This window comes from Pseudomonas sp. 22515, from assembly GCF_052044625.1.
Lineage (GTDB): Bacteria > Pseudomonadota > Gammaproteobacteria > Pseudomonadales > Pseudomonadaceae > Aquipseudomonas > Aquipseudomonas alloputida.
In genome coordinates this window covers 23,967-46,698 of sequence record NZ_JBQENN010000034.1, presented here as the reverse complement: position 1 = coordinate 46,698, position 22,732 = coordinate 23,967, and the positions used below count along the sequence as shown (strand labels likewise).

Below are 22,732 nucleotides of genomic sequence, written 5' to 3'. Positions count from 1 at the left end.
GACGCAAGGCCGCTCCCACAGGGATCGCGCCAGCTTTTAGAAATTGAGCAAGACAGTTGCTCCCCCAGGGACCGCGCTCCCACTAGGCAGGGGCAGGGTTCAAAGCTCGCAGACCAAGGTTCCAGTACCGGCCAGGATGTTCTCCAGGGTTTCCTTCACTTCATCCATGTCACTCAGCTCGCTGGTCAGGTTGATTTCCAGTGCTTCATCCCCCTTCAGCGCGTCCCGGTCGCCGGCCGCCACTTCGATCAGCAGGCGCTTGGCGCTCAGGGTCACCTTAAGGCCATCCAGCGTCGACGGCTCGTCATCCAGCGTCAGGTCGACGGTGTCCTCGTCCGGGTAACGGGTAAGCAGGAACATCTGACCCTTGTCGCTGTGGCAGCACAGGGTCGCCATGTTGTCTTCCTCGTCATCGCAAGGGGTGGCGAACAGCAGGGCGGTGTTGATTTGCATGAGCAGGCTCGGGTCAAAGGAAACGGAAGGGAATTCTGACAGTCTTGCGTACAGGCATAAACGTAAAGTTACCGCCCCTTGACCGAAATTGTCGCAGCGCTGCAAGCGTAGATGACCGATCAGTCGTTAAGCTTCGGCGAGCCCTGGGCGTGCCTGCGCACGTTCAACGTCTGGTTTTTACCGTCCGCCATGCCACGGGTTGGCTATCGTTGATCCGTACACGGCGCACGCAGCGACGCTTCAATTATTACAAAGCCCAAGCGGAGTACCACAGATGGCGTTCTTCACCGCAGCCAGCAAAGCCGACTTCCAGCACCAACTGCAAGCGGCCCTGGCGCAGCACATCAGCGAGCAGTCCCTGCCACAAGTGGCGCTGTTCGCCGAGCAGTTCTTCGGCATCATCTCTCTGGACGAACTCACCCAGCGCAGGCTTTCCGACCTGGCCGGCTGCACCCTGTCAGCCTGGCGCATCATCGAGCGTTTCGACCCCGAATACCCGCAAGTGCGGGTGTACAACCCTGATTACGAACGTAATGGCTGGCAGTCGACCCATACCGTGGTCGAAGTGTTGCACCATGACTTGCCGTTCCTGGTCGACTCGGTGCGTACCGAGCTCAACCGCCGTGGCTACAGCATCCACACCCTGCAAACCACCGTGCTCAGCGTGCGCCGTGGCGCCAAGGGCGAGCTGTTGGAACTGCTGCCCAAGGGCACCCAGGGCGAGGGCGTGCGCTACGAGTCACTGATGTACCTGGAGATCGACCGCTGCGCCAATGCCGCCGAGCTGACAGTGCTGACCCGCGAGATCGAGCAGGTGCTGGCCGAGGTACGGGTGGTGGTGGCCGACTTCGAGCCGATGAAGGCCAAGCTGCGTGAAGTGGTGGCGCAGGTGGAACAGACCGGCTTTGGTCCTGCCCAAAACGAGAAGGGCGAAGTCAAGGCCTTCCTCGAGTGGCTGCTGGATAACCACTTCACCTTCCTGGGCTATGAAGAATTCACCGTCAAGGGCGACGCCGATGGCGGCCAGATGGTCTACGACGAGCAGTCGTTCCTCGGCTTGCCGCGCCGTCTGCGCGTGGGCCTGACCGCAGAAGAGCTGCGCATCGAAGACTACGCTGTGGCCTACCTCAACGAGCCGCTGCTGCTGTCGTTCGCCAAGGCTGCGCTGCCCAGCCGCGTGCATCGCCCGGCCTACCCGGACTATGTGTCGATCCGCCAGCTGGACGCCGACGGCAAGGTCATCAAGGAGCACCGCTTCATGGGGCTGTACACCTCGTCGGTGTATGGCGAAAGCGTGCATGCCATTCCGTACATCCGCGTGAAGGTGGCCGAAGTCGAGCGCCGTTCGGGCTTCGATCCCAAGGCCCACCTGGGCAAGGAACTGGCCCAGGTGCTGGAAGTGCTGCCGCGCGACGACCTGTTCCAGACGCCGATCGACGAGCTGTTCAGCACGGTCATGGCAATCGTGCAGATCCAGGAGCGCAACAAGATCCGCGTGTTCCTGCGCAAAGACCCGTATGGCCGCTTCTGCTACTGCCTGGCCTACGTCCCGCGGGAAATCTACTCCACCGAAGTGCGGCAGAAGATCCAGCAGGTGCTGATGGAGCGCCTGAAGGCCACCGACTGCGAGTTCTGGACCTTCTTCTCCGAATCGGTACTGGCCCGTGTGCAACTGATTCTGCGGGTCGACCCCAAGAACCGTATCGACATCGACCCGCAGCAGCTGGAACGCGAAGTCATCCAGGCCTGCCGCTCGTGGCATGACGACTACTCGGCACTGGTGGTGGAGAACTTCGGCGAAGCCCAAGGCACCAACATCCTCGCCGATTTCCCCAAAGGCTTCCCGGCCGGATACCGCGAGCGCTTCGCCGCGCACTCGGCGGTGGTCGACCTGCAGCATGTGCTGAACCTGTCGGAAAGCAAGCCGCTGGCAATGAGCTTCTACCAGCCGTTGACCCAGGTGGGCGAGCGCATCCTGCACTGCAAGCTGTACCACGCCGACACCCCGCTGGCGCTGTCCGACGTGCTGCCGATTCTGGAAAACCTCGGCCTGCGCGTGCTCGGCGAGTTCCCGTACCGCCTGCGCCATGCCAATGGCCGCGAATACTGGATCCACGACTTTGCCTTCACCTACAGCGAAGGCCTGAGCCTGGACATCCAGCAGCTCAACGACACCCTGCAGGACGCCTTCATCCACATCGTCCGTGGTGATGCCGAGAACGACGCTTTCAACCGCCTGGTGCTCACCGCCGGCTTGCCGTGGCGCGACGTGGCCTTGCTGCGTGCCTACGCCCGTTACCTGAAACAGATCCGTCTGGGCTTCGATCTGGGCTACATCGCCAGCACCCTGAACAACCACACCGACATCGCCCGTGAGCTGACCCGGTTGTTCAAGACCCGCTTCTACCTGGCGCGCAAGCTTACCCAGGACGACCTGGACGACAAGCAACTGCGCCTGGAACAGGCCATCCTGAGCGCCCTGGACGACGTGCAGGTGCTCAACGAAGACCGCATCCTGCGACGCTACCTGGACTTGATCAAGGCCACCCTGCGTACCAACTTCTACCAGCCCGACGCAAACGGCCAGAACAAGTCGTACTTCAGCTTCAAGTTCAACCCCAAGCTGATCCCCGAACTGCCCAAACCGGTGCCAAAGTTCGAGATATTCGTCTATTCGCCACGGGTCGAGGGCGTGCACCTGCGCTTTGGCAACGTTGCCCGTGGTGGCCTGCGCTGGTCCGACCGCGAAGAGGACTTCCGTACCGAAGTGCTGGGGCTGGTGAAAGCCCAGCAGGTGAAGAACTCGGTCATCGTGCCGGTCGGCGCCAAGGGTGGTTTCCTGCCGCGTCGCCTGCCGCTGGGCGGCAGCCGTGACGAGATTGCCGCCGAAGGCGTGGCGTGCTACCGCATCTTCATTTCCGGCCTGCTCGACATCACCGACAACCTCAAGGACGGTGGCGTGGTGCCGCCGGCCAACGTGGTGCGCCATGACGATGACGACCCGTACCTGGTGGTAGCGGCCGACAAAGGCACCGCGACCTTCTCCGACATCGCCAACGGCATTGCCATCGACTACGGCTTCTGGCTGGGCGATGCTTTTGCTTCCGGCGGCTCGGCCGGTTACGACCACAAGAAGATGGGCATTACCGCACGCGGTGCCTGGGTGGGCGTGCAGCGCCACTTCCGCGAGCGCGGCATCAACGTGCAGGAAGACCCGATCACCGTCATTGGTGTGGGCGATATGGCCGGCGACGTGTTCGGCAATGGCCTGCTGATGTCCGACAAGCTGCAACTGGTGGCAGCGTTCAACCACCTGCATATCTTCATCGACCCCAACCCGGAGCCCGCTTCCAGCTTCGCTGAACGCAAGCGCCTGTTCGACCTGCCGCGCTCGGCCTGGAGCGACTACGACACCAGCATCATGTCCGAAGGCGGCGGGATCTTCCCGCGCAGTGCCAAGAGCATCGCCATCAGCCCGCAGATGAAAGAGCGCTTCGCCATCGAAGCCGACCGCCTGACCCCGACCGAGTTGCTCAATGCGCTGCTCAAGGCCCCGGTAGACCTGCTGTGGAACGGTGGCATCGGGACCTATGTCAAGGCCAGTACGGAGAGCCACGCCGATGTCGGCGACAAGGCCAACGATGCGCTGCGGGTCAACGGTAACGAACTGCGCTGCAAGGTAGTGGGCGAGGGCGGCAACCTGGGCATGACCCAGCTCGGCCGCGTCGAGTTCGGCCTGAACGGCGGCGCCACCAACACCGACTTCATCGACAACGCCGGCGGCGTGGACTGCTCCGACCACGAGGTCAACATCAAGATCCTGCTCAACGAAGTGGTGCAGGGTGGCGACATGACCGAGAAGCAGCGCAACCAGCTGCTGGGCAGCATGACCGACGAAGTCGCCGGGCTGGTACTGGGCAACAACTACAAGCAGACCCAGGCATTGTCGCTGGCTGCCCGCCGCGCCCGCGAGCGGATTGCCGAGTACAAGCGCCTGATGGCCGACCTCGAGGCGCGGGGCAAGCTGGACCGTGCCATCGAATTCCTGCCGTCCGAAGAGCAGTTGGCCGAACGCCTGGCTGCCGGCCACGGCCTGACCCGCGCCGAGCTGTCGGTGCTGATCTCGTACAGCAAGATCGACCTCAAGGAGCAACTGCTCAAATCGCTGGTGCCGGACGACGACTACCTGACCCGTGACATGGAAACCGCTTTCCCGCCGTCCCTGGTCAGCAAGTTCGCCGAGGCCATGCGCCGCCACCGCCTGAAGCGCGAAATTGTCAGCACCCAGATTGCCAACGACCTGGTCAACAACATGGGTATCACCTTCGTCCAGCGCCTGAAGGAGTCGACCGGCATGAGCCCGGCCAACGTGGCCGGTGCTTACGTGATCGTGCGCGATATCTTCCACCTGCCGCACTGGTTCCGCCAGATCGAGGCGCTGGACTATCAGGTGCCGGCAGAAATCCAGCTCACTCTGATGGACGAGTTGATGCGACTGGGCCGCCGTGCCACCCGTTGGTTCCTGCGTAGCCGCCGCAACGAACAGGACGCCGGGCGCGATACCGCGCACTTCGGGCCGAAGATTGCGCAGTTGGGTCTGAAGCTGGATGAGCTGCTAGAAGGCCCCACCCGCGAACGCTGGATGGTGCGCTACCAAGGCTTTGTCGACGCCGGTGTGCCGGAGTTGCTGGCGCGTATGGTGGCGGGTACCAGCCACCTGTACACCCTGCTGCCGATCATTGAAGCGGCCGACGTTACCGGCCATGAGCCTGCGCAGGTGGCCAAGGCATTCTTCGCCGTGGGCAGCGCGCTGGACCTGACCTGGTACCTGCAGGAAATCAGCAACCTGCCGGTGGAAAACAACTGGCAGGCGCTGGCGCGCGAGGCATTCCGCGACGATATCGACTTGCAGCAGCGGGCGATCACCATTTCGGTCCTGCAGATGGCCGATGCACCGCAAGACATGGATGCCCGCGTGGCGCTGTGGTCAGAGCAGCATCGGGGAATGGTGGAGCGTTGGCGCGCCATGCTCGACGACCTGCGCAATGCCACGGGCACTGACTATGCGATGTACGCGGTGGCCAACCGCGAGCTGGTCGACCTGGCCATGAGCGGGCAGGCAGCGGTGGTGCCGTCCTGAGCCTTCTGGTGAGGTAAAACAAAGCCCCGGCGGTGATGCCGGGGCTTTTTTTGTATGCCTGGGCTGGCCCTTTCGCGGGTGAACCCGCTCCTACAGGGGGGGGCGGGGCTGTTACTTGAACCGTCTCTCCACGCCTTTTTCGACCAGGATCTTGGCGGAAATCTCTTCCACCGAAAAATGCGTGGAATTGATATTGGGAATGTTCTCCCTGCGGAACAGGCTTTCCACTTCACGCACTTCGAATTCGCACTGGGCAAAGCTGGAATAACGGCTGTTGGGCTTGCGTTCGTGGCGGATGGCGGTGAGGCGGTCGGGGTCGATGGTCAGGCCGAACAGCTTGCTGTGGTGCTTTTTCAGCACCGCCGGCAGCTGCAGGCGCTCCATGTCGTCCTCGGTCAGCGGGTAATTGGCGGCACGGATGCCGAACTGCATGGCCATGTACAGGCAGGTTGGGGTTTTGCCGCAACGCGACACGCCAACCAGAATCAGGTCGGCTTTGTCGTAGTAGTGGGTGCGTGCACCATCGTCGTTATCCAGGGCGAAATTCACCGCCTCGATGCGTTCCATGTAGTTGGAATTGCCACCAATCGAGTGGGATTTGCCCACGGAATACGACGAATGGGCGATCAATTCCTGCTCAAGAGGGGATAAAAACGAAGAAAAGATGTCGATCATGAAGCCATTCGACGTCGCCAGGATCTCGCGGATGTCCTGGTTGACAATGGTGTCGAAGATGATCGGGCGGACCCCATCCCGCTCGGCCGCAGCGTTGATTTGCTGGACCATGGCCCGCGCTTTGTCCGGCGAATCGATGTAAGGACGGGTGAATTTGTTGAAGGGAATGCTCTCAAATTGCGCGAGCAAACTCTGGCCCAGGGTTTCGGCAGTGATACCGGTGCCGTCGGAGATGAAGAACGCGGTTCGTTTCATTTGCGATCTGGGCCTTAAGCTGATGACGATTCTTGGATATGATAAGTTCGGTTTGCCGAATGCGGCTGTCGACATTCTGCCACATTTGCAGCGCCTATTTTCCAGGTACAGGCCACAAACGCCCGGCCAAGTCATAGATGACAGGCGGGCGCCTTTTGAGCTTTTCCAACACAGTTAGTGGAGAGATCACCTTGGTAGAGTACGTAGTTTCCCTCGATAAGCTCGGCGTCCATGATGTGGAGCATGTGGGGGGCAAGAACGCATCCCTGGGCGAGATGATCAGTAACCTCGCCGGTGCCGGCGTGTCGGTGCCGGGCGGCTTTGCCACTACGGCTCAGGCGTACCGTGACTTTCTCGAGCAGAGTGGGCTGAACGACCGCATTCACGCCGCGCTCGACGCGCTGGACGTTGACGACATCAATGCCCTGACCAAGACCGGCGCGCAGATTCGCCAGTGGGTCATGGAAGCCGAATTCCCGCCACGCCTGGATTCGGAAATCCGTACGGCCTTCGCCGAAATGGCTGCCGGCAACGACAACATGGCCGTTGCCGTGCGGTCTTCCGCCACTGCCGAAGACCTGCCGGACGCCTCCTTCGCCGGCCAGCAGGAAACCTTCCTCAACATCCGTGGCGTCGACAACGTGATCCGCGCAGCCAAGGAAGTGTTCGCCTCGCTGTTCAACGACCGTGCCATCGCCTACCGCGTGCACCAGGGCTTCGACCACAAGCTGGTGGCCCTGTCTGCCGGCGTGCAGCGCATGGTCCGCTCGGAAACCGGCACAGCCGGGGTGATGTTCACCCTCGACACCGAGTCGGGCTTCCGCGACGTGGTGTTCATCACCGGCGCCTACGGCCTGGGCGAAACCGTGGTGCAGGGTGCAGTCAACCCTGACGAATTCTACGTGCACAAGAACACCCTGCAGGCCGGCCGCCCGGCCATCCTGCGCCGTAACCTGGGCAGCAAGGCGATCAAGATGATCTATGGCGAAGAAGCCAAGGCCGGCCGTTCGGTCAAGACCGTCGAAGTCGACCGCGCCGAGCGCGCACGCTTCTGCCTGACCGATGCCGAGGTCAGCGAGCTGGCCAAGCAGGCCATGATCATCGAGCAGCACTACCAGCGCCCGATGGACATCGAGTGGGCCAAGGACGGTGACGACGGCAAGTTGTACATCGTCCAGGCCCGCCCGGAAACGGTGAAGAGCCGTTCCAGCGCCAACGTCATGGAACGCTACCTGCTCAAAGAGAAAGGCACCGTGCTGGTCGAAGGCCGTGCCATTGGCCAGCGTATCGGCGCCGGCAAGGTTCGCGTCATCAACGACGTATCGGAAATGGACAAGGTCCAGCCGGGTGACGTGCTGGTCTCCGACATGACCGACCCGGACTGGGAGCCGGTGATGAAGCGCGCCAGCGCCATCGTCACCAACCGCGGTGGCCGTACCTGCCACGCGGCGATCATCGCCCGTGAGCTGGGTATCCCGGCGGTTGTCGGTTGCGGCAACGCTACCCAGGTGCTGAAAGACGGCCAGGGCGTGACCGTTTCCTGTGCCGAAGGCGATACCGGCTTTATCTTTGAAGGTGAGCTGGGCTTCGACATCAAGCAGAACTCGGTCGATGCCATGCCGGAACTGCCGTTCAAGATCATGATGAACGTCGGCAACCCGGACCGCGCCTTCGACTTCGCCCAGCTGCCCAACGCCGGTGTCGGTCTGGCACGCCTGGAGTTCATCATCAACCGCATGATCGGCGTGCACCCCAAGGCGCTGCTGAACTATGCGGGCCTGCCTGCCGACCTGAAAGACAGCGTCGACAAGCGCATTGCCGGCTACAACGACCCGGTTGGCTTCTATGTCGAGAAGCTGGTCGAGGGTATCAGCACCCTGGCGGCGGCCTTCTACCCGAAAAAGGTCATCGTGCGCCTGTCGGACTTCAAGTCCAACGAGTACGCCAACCTGATCGGCGGCAAGCTGTACGAGCCAGAAGAAGAAAACCCGATGCTGGGCTTCCGCGGTGCGTCGCGCTACATCAGCGAATCGTTCCGTGACTGCTTCGAGCTCGAGTGCCGTGCACTGAAGCGTGTGCGCAACGAAATGGGCCTGACCAACGTCGAGATCATGGTGCCGTTCGTGCGCACCTTGGGCGAAGCCAGCCAGGTTGTCGACCTGCTCGCCGAAAACGGCCTGGCCCGCGGCGACAACGGCCTGCGCGTGATCATGATGTGCGAACTGCCGTCCAACGCCATCCTCGCCGAAGAGTTCCTGGAATACTTCGACGGCTTCTCGATCGGCTCCAACGACCTGACCCAGTTGACCCTGGGCCTGGACCGTGACTCGGGCATCATTGCCCACCTGTTCGACGAGCGTAACCCTGCGGTGAAGAAGCTGCTGGCCAACGCCATTGCCGCGTGCAACAAGGCTGGCAAGTACATCGGCATCTGCGGCCAAGGCCCATCGGACCACCCGGACCTGGCCAAGTGGCTGATGGAGCAGGGCATCGAAAGCGTGTCGCTGAACCCGGACTCGGTACTCGAAACCTGGTTCTTCCTGGCCGAAGGCCAAGGCGCGGCCTGATGCAGTAAAATGCGGGGGGACGTCTGGCGTCCTCCTGCCTGGTTTTTTCCAGGGCGAGCTCCAGCAATGGACCCCGCCCTTTTTTGTGCACCAAGCAACCTTATGCAAAGCAGCAGCACTCTATTCCCCGTGGCCCTGCTCAGTGCCGAGCGCCGCGGCGATCTCAGCGAAGACGTGTATCGGATCAAGGCCGGTAACGGCCCGGACCCCAGCGTCGAGCTCGCCATCACCCGTCTGGGGCTGGCCGACCAGGTTCAGGCCCAAGGCGTGCCGGTCATTCTCCTGCACGGCAGTTTTTCCAATCGGCGCTTCTGGTATTCGCCCAAAGGGCTTGGCCTGGGTGCCTACCTTGCGCGCGCCGGTTTCGATGTCTGGATCCCGGAAATGCGAGGCCATGGCTTGTCGCCGCGCAACCTTGCCTGGAAGCACAACAGTGTTGCTGCCTACGCCCGTGATGACCTTCCGCTGATCAACGCCTTCGTGCGCGAGCAATCGGGCCAGGCGCCGCACTGGGTGGGCCATTCGCTGGGTGGTACGACATTGGCGGCAGCACTGGGTGGCGGCTTCCTTGAGCCTGGGCAAGTCGCCAGTGTGGCCTTGTTCGGTACCCAGATCAGCCGTGTCTATTGGCCATTAAAAGTGCCGCCGCTGGCTTGGGGCGCGAAGCTGGTGCTCAAGCGTTGGGGACAGATATCCGGGCCGCGCTTCAAGCGTGGGCCTGAAGACGAGCCGATAGGCCTCGCCTTGGAGAGCATGCGCTGGCACGGCCTGTTCGGGCGCTTTGGCGACAAGCAGAACGATTGGTGGGCAGGGCTGGCTGAAGTGGATGTACCGCTGCTGGCAGTGGCCGGTGCAGGGGACTTCCAGGACCCGGTGTGGGCCTGTCGCAAGCTGTTCGAGCAGTTGGGCGGCGAGCGCAAGCAGTTCCTGCGGCTGGGTCGTGAAGAAGGTTTCGAGGCCTTTGGGCATGTCGACATGCTGGTGAGCAAGGCCGCGCAGGTGCAGGTGTGGCCGCTGGTGGAGCGCTGGCTGCGCAACCCGCTGCTGCCCGTGCATGCGTCCACTGTCGTTGCGGAACCTGTGCCTGCCAGTTGAGTTTGCTGTACCTGTCATGGCCTCTTCGCGGGTGAACCCGCGCCTACAACGGATTGGTGGTGGACGCACATCGGGGGTGGGACACAGGCCGTCGTGNGGGCCTGCTGGCCAATTTCCACCGGCCGTTCACCGTTGCCGCCGCTACCGTATTCGCGGGTAAACCCGCTCCTACACCTGGATAACGGCGCGTTCTTGTGCAGGAACGGGTCACGCGTGGAAGGGCCGAGACAGGATGAATACAAATGACTGCCCGGTCCCGGATGACTGCGACAGCCTCCAAGGTGTAGCCTTGGCCGATACCCGCTTTCGTTGTGACTGACAGGAGCTTCCCATGCAGCATTACGTAACGCCCGACCTGTGTGACGCCTACCCGGACCTGGTACAAGTGCTGGAACCGATGTTCAGCAATTTCGGTGGCCGCGATTCGTTTGGTGGCCAGATCGTTACCATCAAGTGTTTCGAGGACAATTCGCTGGTCAAGGAGCAGGTCGAACTCGACGGCAAGGGCAAAGTGCTGGTGGTCGATGGCGGGGGGTCGCTGCGCCGTGCGCTGCTCGGCGACATGCTCGCCGAAAAAGCCGCAAAAAACGGTTGGGAAGGCTTGGTGATCTACGGCTGTGTGCGTGATGTCGACGTGCTGATTCAGACCGACGTTGGCGTGCAGGCCCTGGCCAGCCACCCAATGAAGACTGACAAGCGCGGTATTGGCGATCTCAACGTGGTGGTGACCTTCGCCGGGGTAACCTTCCGCCCGGGTGAGTATGTGTATGCCGACAACAATGGCGTGCTGGTCTCGCCGAGCCCGCTGAAAATGCCGGAGTAATGCGCCGCACGCGCTGATGGAGCTTTGATGTTCGAGGAAGACAACGCGCAGTGGGGGCTGGTGCATGCCCTGGTGCTCGATGGCAAAGGCGGCGCGCGCTCGATTGCCCGTACCGAACTGGACGACCTGCAGTTGCAACCGGAGCAGAGCCTGTGGCTGCACTGGGACCGCAGCCATCCGCAAACCCGTTCCTGGCTGCTGCACGACAGCGGCCTGAGCGAGTTCGCCTGCGAGCTGCTGCTGGAAGAAAACACCCGGCCGCGCCTGCTGCCCATGGCGGACGAACAGCTGTTGCTGTTCCTGCGGGGGGTCAACCTCAACCCGGGTGCCGAGCCCGAAGACATGGTTTCGGTACGCATCTTCGCCGAGGCGCAGCGGGTTATCTCGCTGCGCCTGCGGCCGTTGCGCGCCAGCGATGAGATTCTCCAGTTGCTGGAACAGGGCAGGGGACCGAAATCGGCCTCGGAACTGTTGTTGTTGATGGGTGAGTTGCTGACCGAGAAGGTCCAGGGCCTGGTCAGCGACCTGGCCGAGCTCGTCGACCTGGAGGAAGAAAAGGTCGAATCCGACGAGCGGTATGCCCCGGAGCAGGGCAGCCTGCAGCAGATCCGCCGCCGTGCCGCTGGCTTGCGCCGCTTTCTCGCCCCGCAACGGGAAATCTACGCGCAGTTGTCGCGCAGCAAATGGAGCTGGTTCGCCAATGCCGACGCCGATTACTGGAATGAACTCAACAACAGCCTGATCCGCTACCTCGAAGAGCTGGAACTGGCCCGCGAACGCGCTGCGCTGGTGCTGGAAAGCGAGGACCGGCGGCGCAGCGAGCGGATGAACCGCACCATGTACCGCTTTGGCATCATCACCTGCATCTTCCTGCCCATGAGCTTTGTCACCGGGCTGCTGGGCATCAATGTCGGCGGCATCCCCGGGGCGGAAAACCCTTTGGGCTTCCTGTTCGCCTGCATCGTCGTGCTGGGGTTGGCCGTGGGGCAGTGGTGGCTGTTCCGGCGGTTGCGGTGGGTATAGCGGTGCAATTTGAAACCTTCGTGCCAACAGGATGTGTGACCCGTTGCCCGGCCGTCTCGTCTCTTGCTGACACTGCGCGAGGTGCCCATGCACGATCCGTTTGAAGAATCCCTGCGCGACCTGCTCAAGGCGTCACCCTCCGGCAATGACCGGGACGACCGGGACGACGCCGCTTGCCTGGGTCGCGTGCTGAAAACCGCCAACCGCCAGGTTGGCGCGGGTGATCTGTTCAGCCTGCTTGGCCGTTGGAGCCAGGCGCTGCTGATTGCCGTGAACAATGGCTCGGCGCATGTTGCGCCGGTGCGTCGACACTCTTCCCGCAACGCTGCCCCCGGCAGCAAAGCAGATAAGGCCGATTGAATATGGAACTCGATCTCTGGACCCAGAGCCTGGTCACCGCGATGACTGCCCTTTGGACCAAGGTAGCGAACTTCATCCCCAACCTGTTCGGCGCGCTGGTCGTGGTGCTGCTCGGTTTCGTGGTGGCCAAGCTGCTCGACACGCTGCTGTCCAAACTGTTGGCCAAATTTGGCCTGGACCGCCTGATGGCCGGTACCGGCCTCACCAAAATGCTCGGTCGGGGCGGCATCCAGGTGCCAATCTCGACCCTGATCGGCAAGATCGTCTATTGGTTCGTGCTGCTCATCTTCCTGGTCTCGGCCGCCGAATCGCTGGGCCTGGAGCGGGTTTCGGCAACCCTCGACATGCTCGCCCTGTACTTGCCCAAAGTGTTCGGCGCGGCCCTGGTGCTGCTGGCCGGCGTGCTGCTGGCGCAGGTGGCCAACGGCCTGGTGCGTGGCGCTGCCGAAGGTATCGGCCTGGAATACTCGGCAGGCCTGGGGCGTATCACCCAAGGCCTTGTGATCATCATCAGCATCTCGGTGGCCATCAGCCAGCTGGAAGTGAAAACCGACCTGCTGAACCACGTCATCGTTATCGGGCTGATTACCGTTGGTCTGGCCGTTGCCTTGGCCATGGGCCTTGGCAGTCGCGAAATTGCCGGGCAGATCCTGGCCGGCATCTACGTGCGCGAGCTATACCAAGTGGGCCAGCAGGTGCGGATTGGAGAGGTCGAAGGGCATATCGAGGAGATCGGTACGGTGAAGACGACGCTGTTGACCGATGATGGCGAACTGGTGTCGCTGTCTAACCGCGAGCTGCTTGAACAGCGCGTCAATAGCCGCTAACCGCACAAAAGCTGTTAATGTATGCCGCCGCGAAATTCGACCCACGGGGTCGCGCGGCGACATTGACCTGACTGTCGGCCAGATCCGTTTTGAATAAAGTTCATTCGCCGCCCATGCGCTATGACCCCCGCGAGCTCACAGACGAAGAGTTGGTGGCGCGTTCGCATGAGGAGCTGTACCACGTTACCCGCGCCTATGAAGAGCTCATGCGGCGCTACCAACGGACCCTGTTCAACGTCTGTGCGCGTTATCTGGGGAACGACCGTGACGCGGACGATGTCTGTCAGGAAGTGATGCTGAAAGTGCTGTACGGGCTGAAAAACTTCGAGGGTAAGTCGAAGTTCAAGACCTGGCTCTACAGCATCACCTACAACGAGTGCATTACCCAGTACCGCAAGGAGCGTCGCAAACGTCGGTTGATGGATGCCTTGAGTCTGGACCCTGTTGAAGAGGCGTCCGAGGACAAGGCTCCAAAGCCGGAAGAAAAAGGCGGGCTGGACAAGTGGCTGGTGCATGTGAACCCGATTGACCGGGAAATTCTGGTGCTGCGTTTTGTCGCAGAGCTGGAGTTTCAGGAAATTGCCGACATCATGCACATGGGCCTGAGCGCGACGAAAATGCGTTACAAGCGCGCGCTAGACAAGCTTCGGGAGAAATTTGCCGGCCTTGATGAAACTTAGTGGCGTGCAAATATCTCTAACGAACCGGCGAGTTCTGCTAGACTCGCCGTCGAGTTGTCCCTCTTGTTTGTGGTGGGACTGCTTAACTATCACCAGATGGGGATTTAACGGATGAAATTGAAAAACACCTTGGGCTTGGCCATTGGTTCGCTTGTAGCCGCCACTTCGATTGGCGCTATGGCACAAGGTCAAGGCGCCGTCGAGACTGAAATCTTCTACAAGAAAGAATTCTTCGACAGCCAGCGCGACTTCAAGAACGACGGCAACCTGTTCGGCGGCTCGATCGGTTACTTCCTGACCGACGACGTTGAGCTGCGTCTGGGCTACGACGAAGTGCACAACGCTCGTGGCGAAGACGGCAAGAACATCAAGGGCTCGAACACCGCCCTGGACGCCGTTTACCACTTCAACAACCCGTACGACGCCATCCGTCCGTACGTTTCCGCTGGTTTCTCGCACCAGTCGCTGGGCCAGACCGGCCGTGGCGGTCGTGACCACTCCACCTTCGCCAACGTTGGCGCTGGCGCCAAGTGGTACATCACCGACATGTTCTATGCTCGTGCCGGCGTAGAAGCTCAGTACAACATCGACCAGGGCGACACCGAGTGGGCCCCGAGCGTTGGTGTTGGCCTGAACTTCGGCGGTAGCCCGAAGCAAGCTGAAGCTGCTCCTGCTCCAGTTGCTGAAGTCTGCTCCGACTCCGACAACGACGGCGTGTGCGACAACGTCGACAAGTGCCCAGACACCCCGGCCAACGTTACCGTTGACGCCGACGGCTGCCCGGCTGTTGCCGAAGTCGTTCGCGTTGAGCTGGACGTCAAGTTCGACTTCGACAAGTCGGTCGTCAAGCCTAACAGCTACGGCGACATCAAAAACCTGGCTGACTTCATGAAGCAGTACCCACAAACCACCACCGTGGTTGAAGGTCACACTGACTCCGTGGGTCCAGACGCTTACAACCAGAAGCTGTCCGAGCGTCGTGCCAACGCTGTCAAGCAAGTGCTGACCCAGCAGTACGGCGTAGAATCCAGCCGTGTTGACTCGGTTGGCTACGGCGAAACCCGTCCGGTTGCTGACAACGCCACCGAAGAAGGCCGTGCTGTCAACCGTCGCGTTGAAGCTCAGGTAGAAGCCCAGGCCAAGTAATTGGTTTGAAGCTTCATGAAAAACCCGGCCTCGGCCGGGTTTTTCTTTGCCTGGGGTTTAACCGGCCTTGAAGGCTGTTCCTGCTGTTAGCCTGCGATTGCGATCCGCCCCACAGCCTGTTGCTCTCCCACCACCTCTCCAATCACCAGGATTGCCGGGCTACGCAAGCCAAACGCCCGCGCAGCTTCCACCATTCCCTGCACATCGCTTCTGCACTCCCGCTGCTGCGGCAACGAGGCATTTTCGATCATCGCCACCGGCATTCCCGGCGCCATGCCCCCCGCCAGCAATCCCTGGCGCACCTGTTCCAGCCGCGCCACCCCCATGTAGACCACCAGCGTTGTCCCGCCCTGAGCCAAGGCCGCCCAGTTCAGCTCGCTATCGTCCTGGGTGTGCGCCGTCACCAGCGTCACCCCTCGGCTCACGCCCCGTGAAGTCAGGGGGATCCCGCACTGCGTGGCCCCGGCAAGGCCGGCAGTGATGCCATTGATCACCTCCACTTCGATGCCATGGCCCTGCAGCCAAAGTGCCTCCTCACCGCCACGGCCGAAGATGCAAGGGTCGCCGCCCTTGAGCCGCACCACGCAACGGCCCTGTCGCGCGTGGCGCAGCATCAGGCGCTGAATGAACGCTTGCGGTGTAGAGCGGCAGCCGCCGCGCTTGCCCACGGTCATTACCCGGGCCTGCGGGCAATGCTCGAGCACTGCCGGGTTGACGAGGTCGTCGACCATGACCACGGCGGCTTGCTGCAACGCACGCACGGCCTTGAGGGTGAGCAGTTCAGGGTCACCAGGGCCGGCACCGACCAGCCATACTTTTGCATTCATCAGGGTTTCCTCATCGGCAAGGTGCGTTCAGCCCTTGAGCAGGGTGAACAGCAGTATCAAATTGATCAGCAACGACAACAGGGCCAGGGTGCGCCACACCTTCAGCGGCTCGCGCTCCAGCAGCGGCCGGGGTCGGCTGGGCAGTTCCTGGCGGTCGCCGCGCTCGAGCAGCAGTAACCAGTGTTCGGCGGTTTCGAAGCGCTGCGCCGGGTCGCTCGCCACGGCCTGCAGCAGGTTGTGCTGCAGCCATTCCGGCAGGTCGGGTCGGTAGCGCGCGGCGTTGACCGGCTGGCCGAAGCGCGGGCGCTGAAAGGCCTCTACCTCGCCGTACGGGTAGTGTCCGGTCAGCAGGTGGTACAGGGTCACGCCCACTGCATACAAGTCCTGACGCGGGCTGGGCGGGTGGCCTTCGAATGCTTCCGGGGCGATGTACGAGGGTGTGCCGGGCAGCTCGTGCAGCGGGTCTTCGGACAGGCCCGGGCAATAAGCCAGGCCGAAGTCCAGCAGGCGCAGCTGGCCATCACGGCCCAGGTGCAGGTTGTCTGGCTTGATATCGCGGTGCAGCAAGTTGCGCCGATGCAGCACACCGACTGCCTGCAGCAGTTGCCGTGCGACTTCCAGCCATTGCGGCAAGGGCAGCGGGCCTTGTTCGGCCAGCAACGCCGCCAGGTTTCGGCCGGGATATTCGCGCATCACGTAGTACAGGTGCTGACGCTGACTGGCGGTGTGTAGCTCGGGGAAGTGCCGGCCGGCGATGCGGCGCAGAAACCACTCTTCCAGCAACAGCCCTTGTGCCGCCCCCGGTTCCTGTTCGCGTGCCGTGGGCAGGGTCTTGAGCAGCCAAGGCTGGTTCTGGCTATCGCGCACTTTGTACAGCAAGGACTGGCGGCTGTGCGCATGCAGTGTTTCGACCTGCCAGCCGTCGATCACCTGGCCTTCGCGCAGCGGGCCGGGCACTGGCCATTGTTGCAGTTGCGCCAGGGTATCGCCCAGGTTAGCCGTGCCCAGTTGATCGACTTGCACCAGCAAGGCGCTGGCGTTGTCCTTGCTGCCGTTGAGGTGCGCACTGGCCACCAGGGTGTCGGCGGCCAGTTGCAGGTCAGTTTGCTCGCGCAGCACGGCCTGGATGTGCTGTTCGCCCAGGCTGGCCCAGACCCCGTCGCTGAGCAGCAGGAAGCATTCACCCGGTTGCAGCTCGCCTTCCAGGTAATCCACCAGCAGGTGCTGGTCCAGGCCCAGTGCCCGTTTCAGTACATGCTGCATGCCCGGTTGGTCCCAGACATGGTCTTCGCTCAGGCATTGCAGGTTCCCCTCGTGCCAGCGGTACACCCGGCAGTCGCCTACATGGGCCAGGGTAAAGCGTCGGCCGCGCAACACCAACGCGCTAAGCGTGGTCAACAACGGCTGGCCGCTGCCCTGGGCGCGCAACCAGCGGTTTTGCGCCAGCAGCAGACGGTCGAGGGCCTGGGCTACGCTCCAGGTGGCCGGCGTGGCGTAGTAATCCAGGGCCAGTGCCTGCAGGCTGGCGCGTGCCGCCAGGCCGCCGTCGGCACATTGGCTGACGCCGTCGGCCAGCGCGAACAGGTAGCCTTTGCTGGCGGCCAGTTCTGGTGCCGGCGTCACCAGGCGCAGGGCGTCCTGGTTTTCCGCGCGCGGCCCGGTGGCGCTGGCCTGGGCAAAGCTCAGTTGCAGGCTCATCGGCGTGCCTCAGACCCGCGCTGCAGTGACTGCAGTCGAGCCCCAGGTGGTGCGCCAGCGCTGTTTCACCCCGTGCAGGCCGAACCAGGCCAGCAGGCCCAGGCTGGCGAACAGCCACAGCCCCAGTTGGTAATCACCAGTGTGCTGCTTGATGGTGCCAAGCCCGGCCGCCAGCAGGAAGCCGCCGATGCCACCGGCCATGCCGATCAGACCGGTCATTACCCCGATCTCTTGGCGGAAGCGTTGGGGCACCAGTTGGAACACGGCGCCATTGCCGGCACCCAGGCCGAGCATGGCGCTGACGAACAGCGCCAGTGCGGCCGCGGCAGAGGGCAGGTTGAAGCCGACGGCGGCAATGCAGATGGCGGCGACGCCGTACATGCCCAGCAGGGTGCGGATGCCGCCAAAACGGTCAGCCAGTGCGCCGCCGAGCGGGCGCATCAGGCTGCCGGCGAACACGCAAGCGGCGGTGTAGTAGCCGGCGGTGACCGGGCTCAGGCCGTACTGGTCACTGAAGTAGCCGGGCAGGGCACTGGCCAGGCCGATGAAGCCGCCGAAGGTAACGCTGTAGAAAAACATGAACCACCAGCTGTCACGGTCGCCCAGTGCCTTGAGGTAGTCGGCCATGGCTTTCGGCTTGGGCCGTTGCGGGGCATTGCGCGCCAACAGGGCGAACACCACCAGCGCCAGTGACAGCGGGATCAGCGCAAAGCCGAACACATTGTTCCAGCCAAAGCCCGCTGCCAGTGCCGGTGCCAGCAAGGCCGCGAACACCGTGCCGGAGTTGCCGGCGCCGGCGATGCCCATGGCCTTGCCTTGGTGCTGTGGCGGGTACCACTGCGAGGCCAGCGGCAGCGAGACGGCGAAGGACGCACCGGCAAAGCCCAGGAACACGCCGAGCAGCAGGGCCTGTTCATAGCTGTGTACGCCAAGGTACCAGGCTGCGGCGAGGGCGACGATGACCACCACCTGGCCGATCAGGCCAGCCGTCTTGGGCGACAGGCGGTCGACCAGAACGCCCATGGCAAAGCGCAGGATTGCCCCGGCCAGGATCGGCGTGGCCACCATCAGGCCCCGCTGTTGTGCGCTCAGTTGCAGGTCGGCAGCAATCTGCACCGCCAGCGGGCCCAGCAGGTACCAGACCATGAAGCTGAGGTCGAAATACAGAAATGCGGCGAACAGCGTGGGCACATGCCCGGATTTCCAGAAGCTGGTACTCATCGAACACCTCACTCGGTAGTACAACGGAACGAAAAAGACGCCGCTACCCGCTCCATGTGTGTGGAGGGGAGAGCGACGTCTTTGTCGGGATTCAAGTGGGGTAACCGCCGTTGGCTACCGGTGAGATTTGTTGAGCAAGAGATGGGCCAACTTCTGGTGGGGCTGGCTTGAGATTTTCAGCGCATCAGCCGAGCATCTCATGCATGGCAATGATCTGTTCGGCCACCTGGATCAGCTTCTGCTGCCGGCTCATGGCCTGGCGACGCATCAGGGTATAGGCCTGCTCTTCGTTGCAGTCCTTCATCTTCATCAGCAAACCCTTGGCTTGCTCGATGCGCTTGCGTTCGGCCAGTTGCTGGTCGCGCGCCAGCAGCTGCGCCTTCAGTGCCTGGTCGCTTTCGAAGCGGGCCATGGCCACGTCCAGGATCGGCTGCAGCCGCGCCGCATGGATACCCTCGACGATATAGGCGCTGACCCCTGCCTGGATCGCCTGGCGCATCATCCCGGGGTCGTGCTCGTCGGTGAACAACACGATGGGCCGCGGCTGGTCACGGCTCACCAGCACTACCTGTTCCATTACATCGCGGTCTGGTGAGTCGGTGTCGATCAGCACCACGTCCGGGCGCACCGTTTCGACGCAGGCGGGCAGGTCGATGGTCAGGTCTGGGGCTTCGATGATCTCGAAGCCGGCCTCACTCAAGGCCGCCCTGAGGCGGCCGAGCTTGCTCTGGGTGTCGTCGATCAGCAGGATGCGCAACATGTTCGTCCCCCTCACGCGCCGACACGGGCATCGGGCAAGTCACCCAAGGCATGCAAGCTGAAACTGCGGGCATAGCCGAAGGGGTCGCTGCCATTCCAGCGGGAGCCATCGATCAGCAGGCTGCTGCGCATCGGTTGGTCTGGGCAAGCGATGCCCAGGGTCTGTGCGGCCTCGCTGTACAACTGCAGTTGCTGGACTTGCCGGGCCACGCCGAGGTAGTCGGGGTCTTCGCGCAGCAGGCCCCAGCGGCGGAACTGGGTCATGAACCACATACCGTCGGACAGGTAGGGCAGGTTGGCCCGGCCCTGATCGAACAGGCGCAGGGCATGTGGGTCTTGCCATTGGTTGCCCAGGCCATCCTCATAGTGGCCGAGCAGGCGGGGGGCTATGCTGTCCAGCGGGGTGTCCAGATAGGCACTTGCGCTGAGCAGTTGCGCGGTGCTGCGGCGGTTTTCCGGGCTTTGTTCGATGAACCGGCTGGCGGTGAGGATCGCCTTGATCAACGCGCGGGCGCTGTTGGGGTATTGCTCGGCAAAGACGCGGGCGCAGGCCAGGACCTTTTCCGGGTGATCCGGCCAGATCGACTGGCTGGTGGCCAGGGTGAAGCCTTGGCCTTTGGCCACCGCGTCGGCGGCCCAGGGCTCACCAACGCAGAAGCCGTCAATGCGCCCGGCCTGGAGGTGTGCAGCCATCTGCGCCGGTGGCACCACGACGCTGTCGACGTCGCGCAGCGGGTGGATGCCCTGGCTGGCCAGCCAGTAATACAACCACATGGCGTGGGTGCCGGTGGGGAAAGTCTGGGCGAACGTCAGGCGTGCGCCATGCTGGTGCACCAGGCGCGCCAGTGCCTCAGGGTTGGTCACGCCTTTGCGCTGCAAGGCAGGGGACAGGTTGATCGCCTGGGCGTTCTGGTTCAGCCCCATGAGCACGGCCATGTCGCTGGCAGGTACGCCGCCAATGCCCAGGTGCACGGCGTAGACCAGGCCATACAGGCAATGCGCGGCGTCCAGTTCGCCGCTGACCAGCTTGTCGCGCAGCCCGGCCCACGAGCCCTGGCGCTTGAGGTTGAGGGTAAGGCCGTGCTGCTGGGCGAAGCCCTGGGTGGCGGCGACCACGACCGAGGCGCAGTCGGTCAGGGCCATGTAGCCGATGTTCAGGCTGGTTTTTTCCGGCGCGTCGCTGCCGTTGACCCAGGCCAGGGGCGTTGCTCGGGGTACAGTGTTCACAAGAGTCCTCGCCCTTACTGATAAGGCTGTGGGCTGAACAGGTGCAACCGATGTGCCAAGCGCTCCACGATTTGCTGTCCTGCCAGCCCCGCGCTGGCTATAATCGCCCCCTCACTCACCCTGAGCCTTGCCCGCCCATGTATACCCTGGCCCGCCAGCTGCTGTTCAAGCTTTCCCCGGAAACTTCCCACGACCTGTCCCTGGACCTGATCGGCGCCGGTGGCCGTATGGGCCTCAACGGCATGCTGTGCAAGCAACCGGCGTCATTGCCGGTTTCGGTCATGGGCTTGAACTTCGCCAACCCGGTGGGGCTTGCAGCTGGCCTGGACAAGAACGGCGCGGCCATCGACGGCTTCGCCCAGCTGGGCTTCGGCTTTGTCGAAATCGGCACTGTCACCCCGCGTCCGCAGCCAGGCAACCCCAAGCCACGGTTGTTCCGCCTGCCGGAAGCCACGGCCATCATCAACCGCATGGGCTTCAACAACCTGGGCGTTGATCACCTGCTCGACCGCGTACGCGCCTCGCGCTACAAGGGGGTGCTGGGCATCAACATCGGCAAGAACTTCGATACCCCGGTCGAACGTGCCGTCGATGACTACCTGATCTGCCTGGACAAGGTCTACACCGCCGCCAGCTACATCACGGTCAATGTCAGCTCGCCCAACACCCCGGGCCTGCGTAGCCTGCAGTTCGGCGACTCGCTCAAGCAGTTGCTCGATGCCCTGGCCGAGCGACGCGAGCAACTGGCCGGTACACATGGCAAGCGCGTGCCCCTGGCAATCAAGATCGCACCGGACATGAGCGACGAAGAAACGGCGCTGGTGGCCGCCGCGCTGATGGCGTCGGGTATGGATGCGGTGATCGCCACCAACACCACGCTGGGGCGTGAAGGTGTCGAAGCACTGCCGTACGGTGGTGAGGCGGGCGGCCTGTCGGGCGCACCGGTGCGGGAGAAGAGCACTCATATCGTCAAGGTGCTGGCAGGTGAGCTGGGCGGCAAGTTGCCGATCATTGCCGCCGGTGGCATTACCGAAGGCCGCCATGCTGCCGAGAAGATCGCGGCCGGGGCGAGCCTGGTGCAGATTTACTCGGGCTTCATCTACAAAGGGCCGGCGCTGATTCGCGAAGCGGTGGATGCTATCGCGGCAATGCCGCGGTGACCTGATGGGCCGATTCGCGGGCCAGCCCGCTCTTGCAGGGATAGTGTGGGTACAGCTGATGAGGTTTGCCAAGGCATAAAAAAGGGCCCCTTCGAGGGGCCCCTGGGCCTTAGCCCGCCGCCCGGATGGGGCGTGCATGGTAAATCGAATTCAGTGTCCTCGTTCAGCCAACGGCGTGATTTTCGTTGAGTCTATGGATGCCAGCGGTGCCAGTCATTCCGTCCCAGTTATCACCGCGACCTTCACGCCAGCCGTTGATCCAGGCTTGGCGAACAGAAGGAAGATTGAAGGGGCAAAGTTCGCGGGATTTGCCGGTGACCCCGTATTGGTAGCCACGTGAATATGCTCTTTCCAACGGATCACGCTTAAGTCTTCTCATAGGGTGTTGCCCTCACTTGTTGACTGTAATGTCCCGTCGGCCTCTCCGAGGCCGGGCAGAGTCGTTCTGCCGGTTTGCGCTCGCTGCCGGCGTGGCGAGCTGAAAGTGCCGCCTCGTTGCGAAGCGGCCTGAGACCAGTTCTATCGAATGCGAGTCACGGTGTGAATGATCGATTTGTCATAAGCACGTAACCTTTCCAAGGGTGAGGGGATAAGTAAATAAATGCGACTCAACCTTATTTGGTGTTTAGCCCTGCAATGATCGGGGTTTGCCGTTCTTTGACGTCATTTCGCCAGCGTTGTTTGCGGATGACAGAAATAATTTGAAATGCGACGAAGGGTCACATTGGCCCGCAGATCGCCAGAATTACGCGTACTGCCTGATGATCTAAGCTGTCTTTGCCACTGGGCCAAGCAC

At 62.5% G+C, this 22,732-nt stretch carries 18 protein-coding genes; 10 read left to right on the top strand and 8 right to left on the bottom strand.

The genetic code is table 11. The features are described from left to right. Window positions 1-99: 99 nt before the first annotated feature. Entirely contained in the window at window positions 100-453 is a 354-nt protein-coding gene (locus ACTJJN_RS24290; protein WP_003248629.1) for a hypothetical protein, read from the bottom strand. Window positions 454-727: 274 nt separating this feature from the next. On the opposite strand from ACTJJN_RS24290, the gene ACTJJN_RS24285 reads away from it, so the two are divergent. Then, entirely contained in the window at window positions 728-5,593 is a 4,866-nt protein-coding gene (locus ACTJJN_RS24285; RefSeq protein ID WP_440781676.1) for an NAD-glutamate dehydrogenase, read from the top strand. Between the two features lie 111 nt (window positions 5,594-5,704). Here ACTJJN_RS24285 and ppsR read toward each other — a convergent pair whose 3' ends face one another. Beyond that, on the bottom strand, window positions 5,705-6,523 hold the full coding sequence (gene ppsR / locus ACTJJN_RS24280) for a posphoenolpyruvate synthetase regulatory kinase/phosphorylase PpsR (protein WP_003248634.1): 819 nt from the start codon (window positions 6,521-6,523) through the stop codon (window positions 5,705-5,707). Between the two features lie 191 nt (window positions 6,524-6,714). Here ppsR and ppsA point away from each other — a divergent pair, with 191 nt between their 5' ends. The 8 genes from ppsA (at window position 6,715) to ACTJJN_RS24240 (ending at window position 15,044) form a co-directional block, all read left to right on the top strand. Next, entirely contained in the window at window positions 6,715-9,090 is a 2,376-nt protein-coding gene (gene ppsA / locus ACTJJN_RS24275; RefSeq protein ID WP_012053190.1) for a phosphoenolpyruvate synthase, read from the top strand. A gap of 102 nt (window positions 9,091-9,192) precedes the next feature. Continuing rightward, window positions 9,193-10,185, top strand: coding sequence for an alpha/beta fold hydrolase (locus ACTJJN_RS24270; protein ID WP_440781675.1), 993 nt, complete (start codon window positions 9,193-9,195; stop codon window positions 10,183-10,185). A 331-nt stretch (window positions 10,186-10,516) separates the two neighbouring features. Next, entirely contained in the window at window positions 10,517-11,008 is a 492-nt protein-coding gene (rraA, locus tag ACTJJN_RS24265) for a ribonuclease E activity regulator RraA (RefSeq protein ID WP_003248652.1), read from the top strand. 27 nt (window positions 11,009-11,035) lie between these two features. Next, window positions 11,036-12,031, top strand: a complete 996-nt coding sequence (locus tag ACTJJN_RS24260; protein WP_003248655.1) for a zinc transporter ZntB — start codon at window positions 11,036-11,038, stop codon at window positions 12,029-12,031. A gap of 87 nt (window positions 12,032-12,118) precedes the next feature. Continuing rightward, window positions 12,119-12,391 carry a hypothetical protein gene (locus ACTJJN_RS24255; protein ID WP_003248657.1) on the top strand — a complete coding sequence of 91 codons (273 nt, stop codon included), beginning with the start codon at window positions 12,119-12,121 and terminating at the stop codon, window positions 12,389-12,391. A gap of 2 nt (window positions 12,392-12,393) precedes the next feature. After that, entirely contained in the window at window positions 12,394-13,218 is an 825-nt protein-coding gene (locus tag ACTJJN_RS24250; protein ID WP_003248659.1) for a mechanosensitive ion channel family protein, read from the top strand. A gap of 113 nt (window positions 13,219-13,331) precedes the next feature. Then, window positions 13,332-13,898, top strand: a complete 567-nt coding sequence (gene sigX, locus ACTJJN_RS24245; RefSeq protein WP_003248665.1) for an RNA polymerase sigma factor SigX — start codon at window positions 13,332-13,334, stop codon at window positions 13,896-13,898. A 111-nt stretch (window positions 13,899-14,009) separates the two neighbouring features. Continuing rightward, on the top strand, window positions 14,010-15,044 hold the full coding sequence (locus ACTJJN_RS24240; RefSeq protein WP_010953090.1) for an OmpA family protein: 1,035 nt from the start codon (window positions 14,010-14,012) through the stop codon (window positions 15,042-15,044). Window positions 15,045-15,130: 86 nt separating this feature from the next. Here ACTJJN_RS24240 and cobA read toward each other — a convergent pair whose 3' ends face one another. The 5 genes from cobA to ACTJJN_RS24215 form a co-directional block, all read right to left on the bottom strand. Further along, on the bottom strand, window positions 15,131-15,871 hold the full coding sequence (gene cobA, locus ACTJJN_RS24235) for a uroporphyrinogen-III C-methyltransferase (RefSeq protein ID WP_003248669.1): 741 nt from the start codon (window positions 15,869-15,871) through the stop codon (window positions 15,131-15,133). Between the two features lie 27 nt (window positions 15,872-15,898). Continuing rightward, window positions 15,899-17,569, bottom strand: coding sequence for a bifunctional protein-serine/threonine kinase/phosphatase (locus tag ACTJJN_RS24230; RefSeq protein ID WP_088513642.1), 1,671 nt, complete (start codon window positions 17,567-17,569; stop codon window positions 15,899-15,901). Between the two features lie 9 nt (window positions 17,570-17,578). After that, complete coding sequence (locus ACTJJN_RS24225) at window positions 17,579-18,790, bottom strand: nitrate/nitrite transporter (RefSeq protein ID WP_003248674.1); 1,212 nt, start codon at window positions 18,788-18,790, stop codon at window positions 17,579-17,581. A 184-nt stretch (window positions 18,791-18,974) separates the two neighbouring features. Beyond that, entirely contained in the window at window positions 18,975-19,550 is a 576-nt protein-coding gene (locus tag ACTJJN_RS24220) for an ANTAR domain-containing response regulator (RefSeq protein WP_003248677.1), read from the bottom strand. A gap of 11 nt (window positions 19,551-19,561) precedes the next feature. Then, on the bottom strand, window positions 19,562-20,776 hold the full coding sequence (locus ACTJJN_RS24215; RefSeq protein ID WP_440781674.1) for a CmpA/NrtA family ABC transporter substrate-binding protein: 1,215 nt from the start codon (window positions 20,774-20,776) through the stop codon (window positions 19,562-19,564). Between the two features lie 137 nt (window positions 20,777-20,913). Here ACTJJN_RS24215 and ACTJJN_RS24210 point away from each other — a divergent pair, with 137 nt between their 5' ends. Beyond that, window positions 20,914-21,936, top strand: coding sequence for a quinone-dependent dihydroorotate dehydrogenase (locus tag ACTJJN_RS24210; RefSeq protein ID WP_003248679.1), 1,023 nt, complete (start codon window positions 20,914-20,916; stop codon window positions 21,934-21,936). 163 nt (window positions 21,937-22,099) lie between these two features. Here ACTJJN_RS24210 and rmf read toward each other — a convergent pair whose 3' ends face one another. Next, window positions 22,100-22,315: a ribosome modulation factor gene (rmf, locus tag ACTJJN_RS24205; RefSeq protein ID WP_003248687.1), complete on the bottom strand. Its 216-nt coding sequence runs from the start codon at window positions 22,313-22,315 to the stop codon at window positions 22,100-22,102. Between the last annotated feature and the right edge of the window lie 417 nt (window positions 22,316-22,732).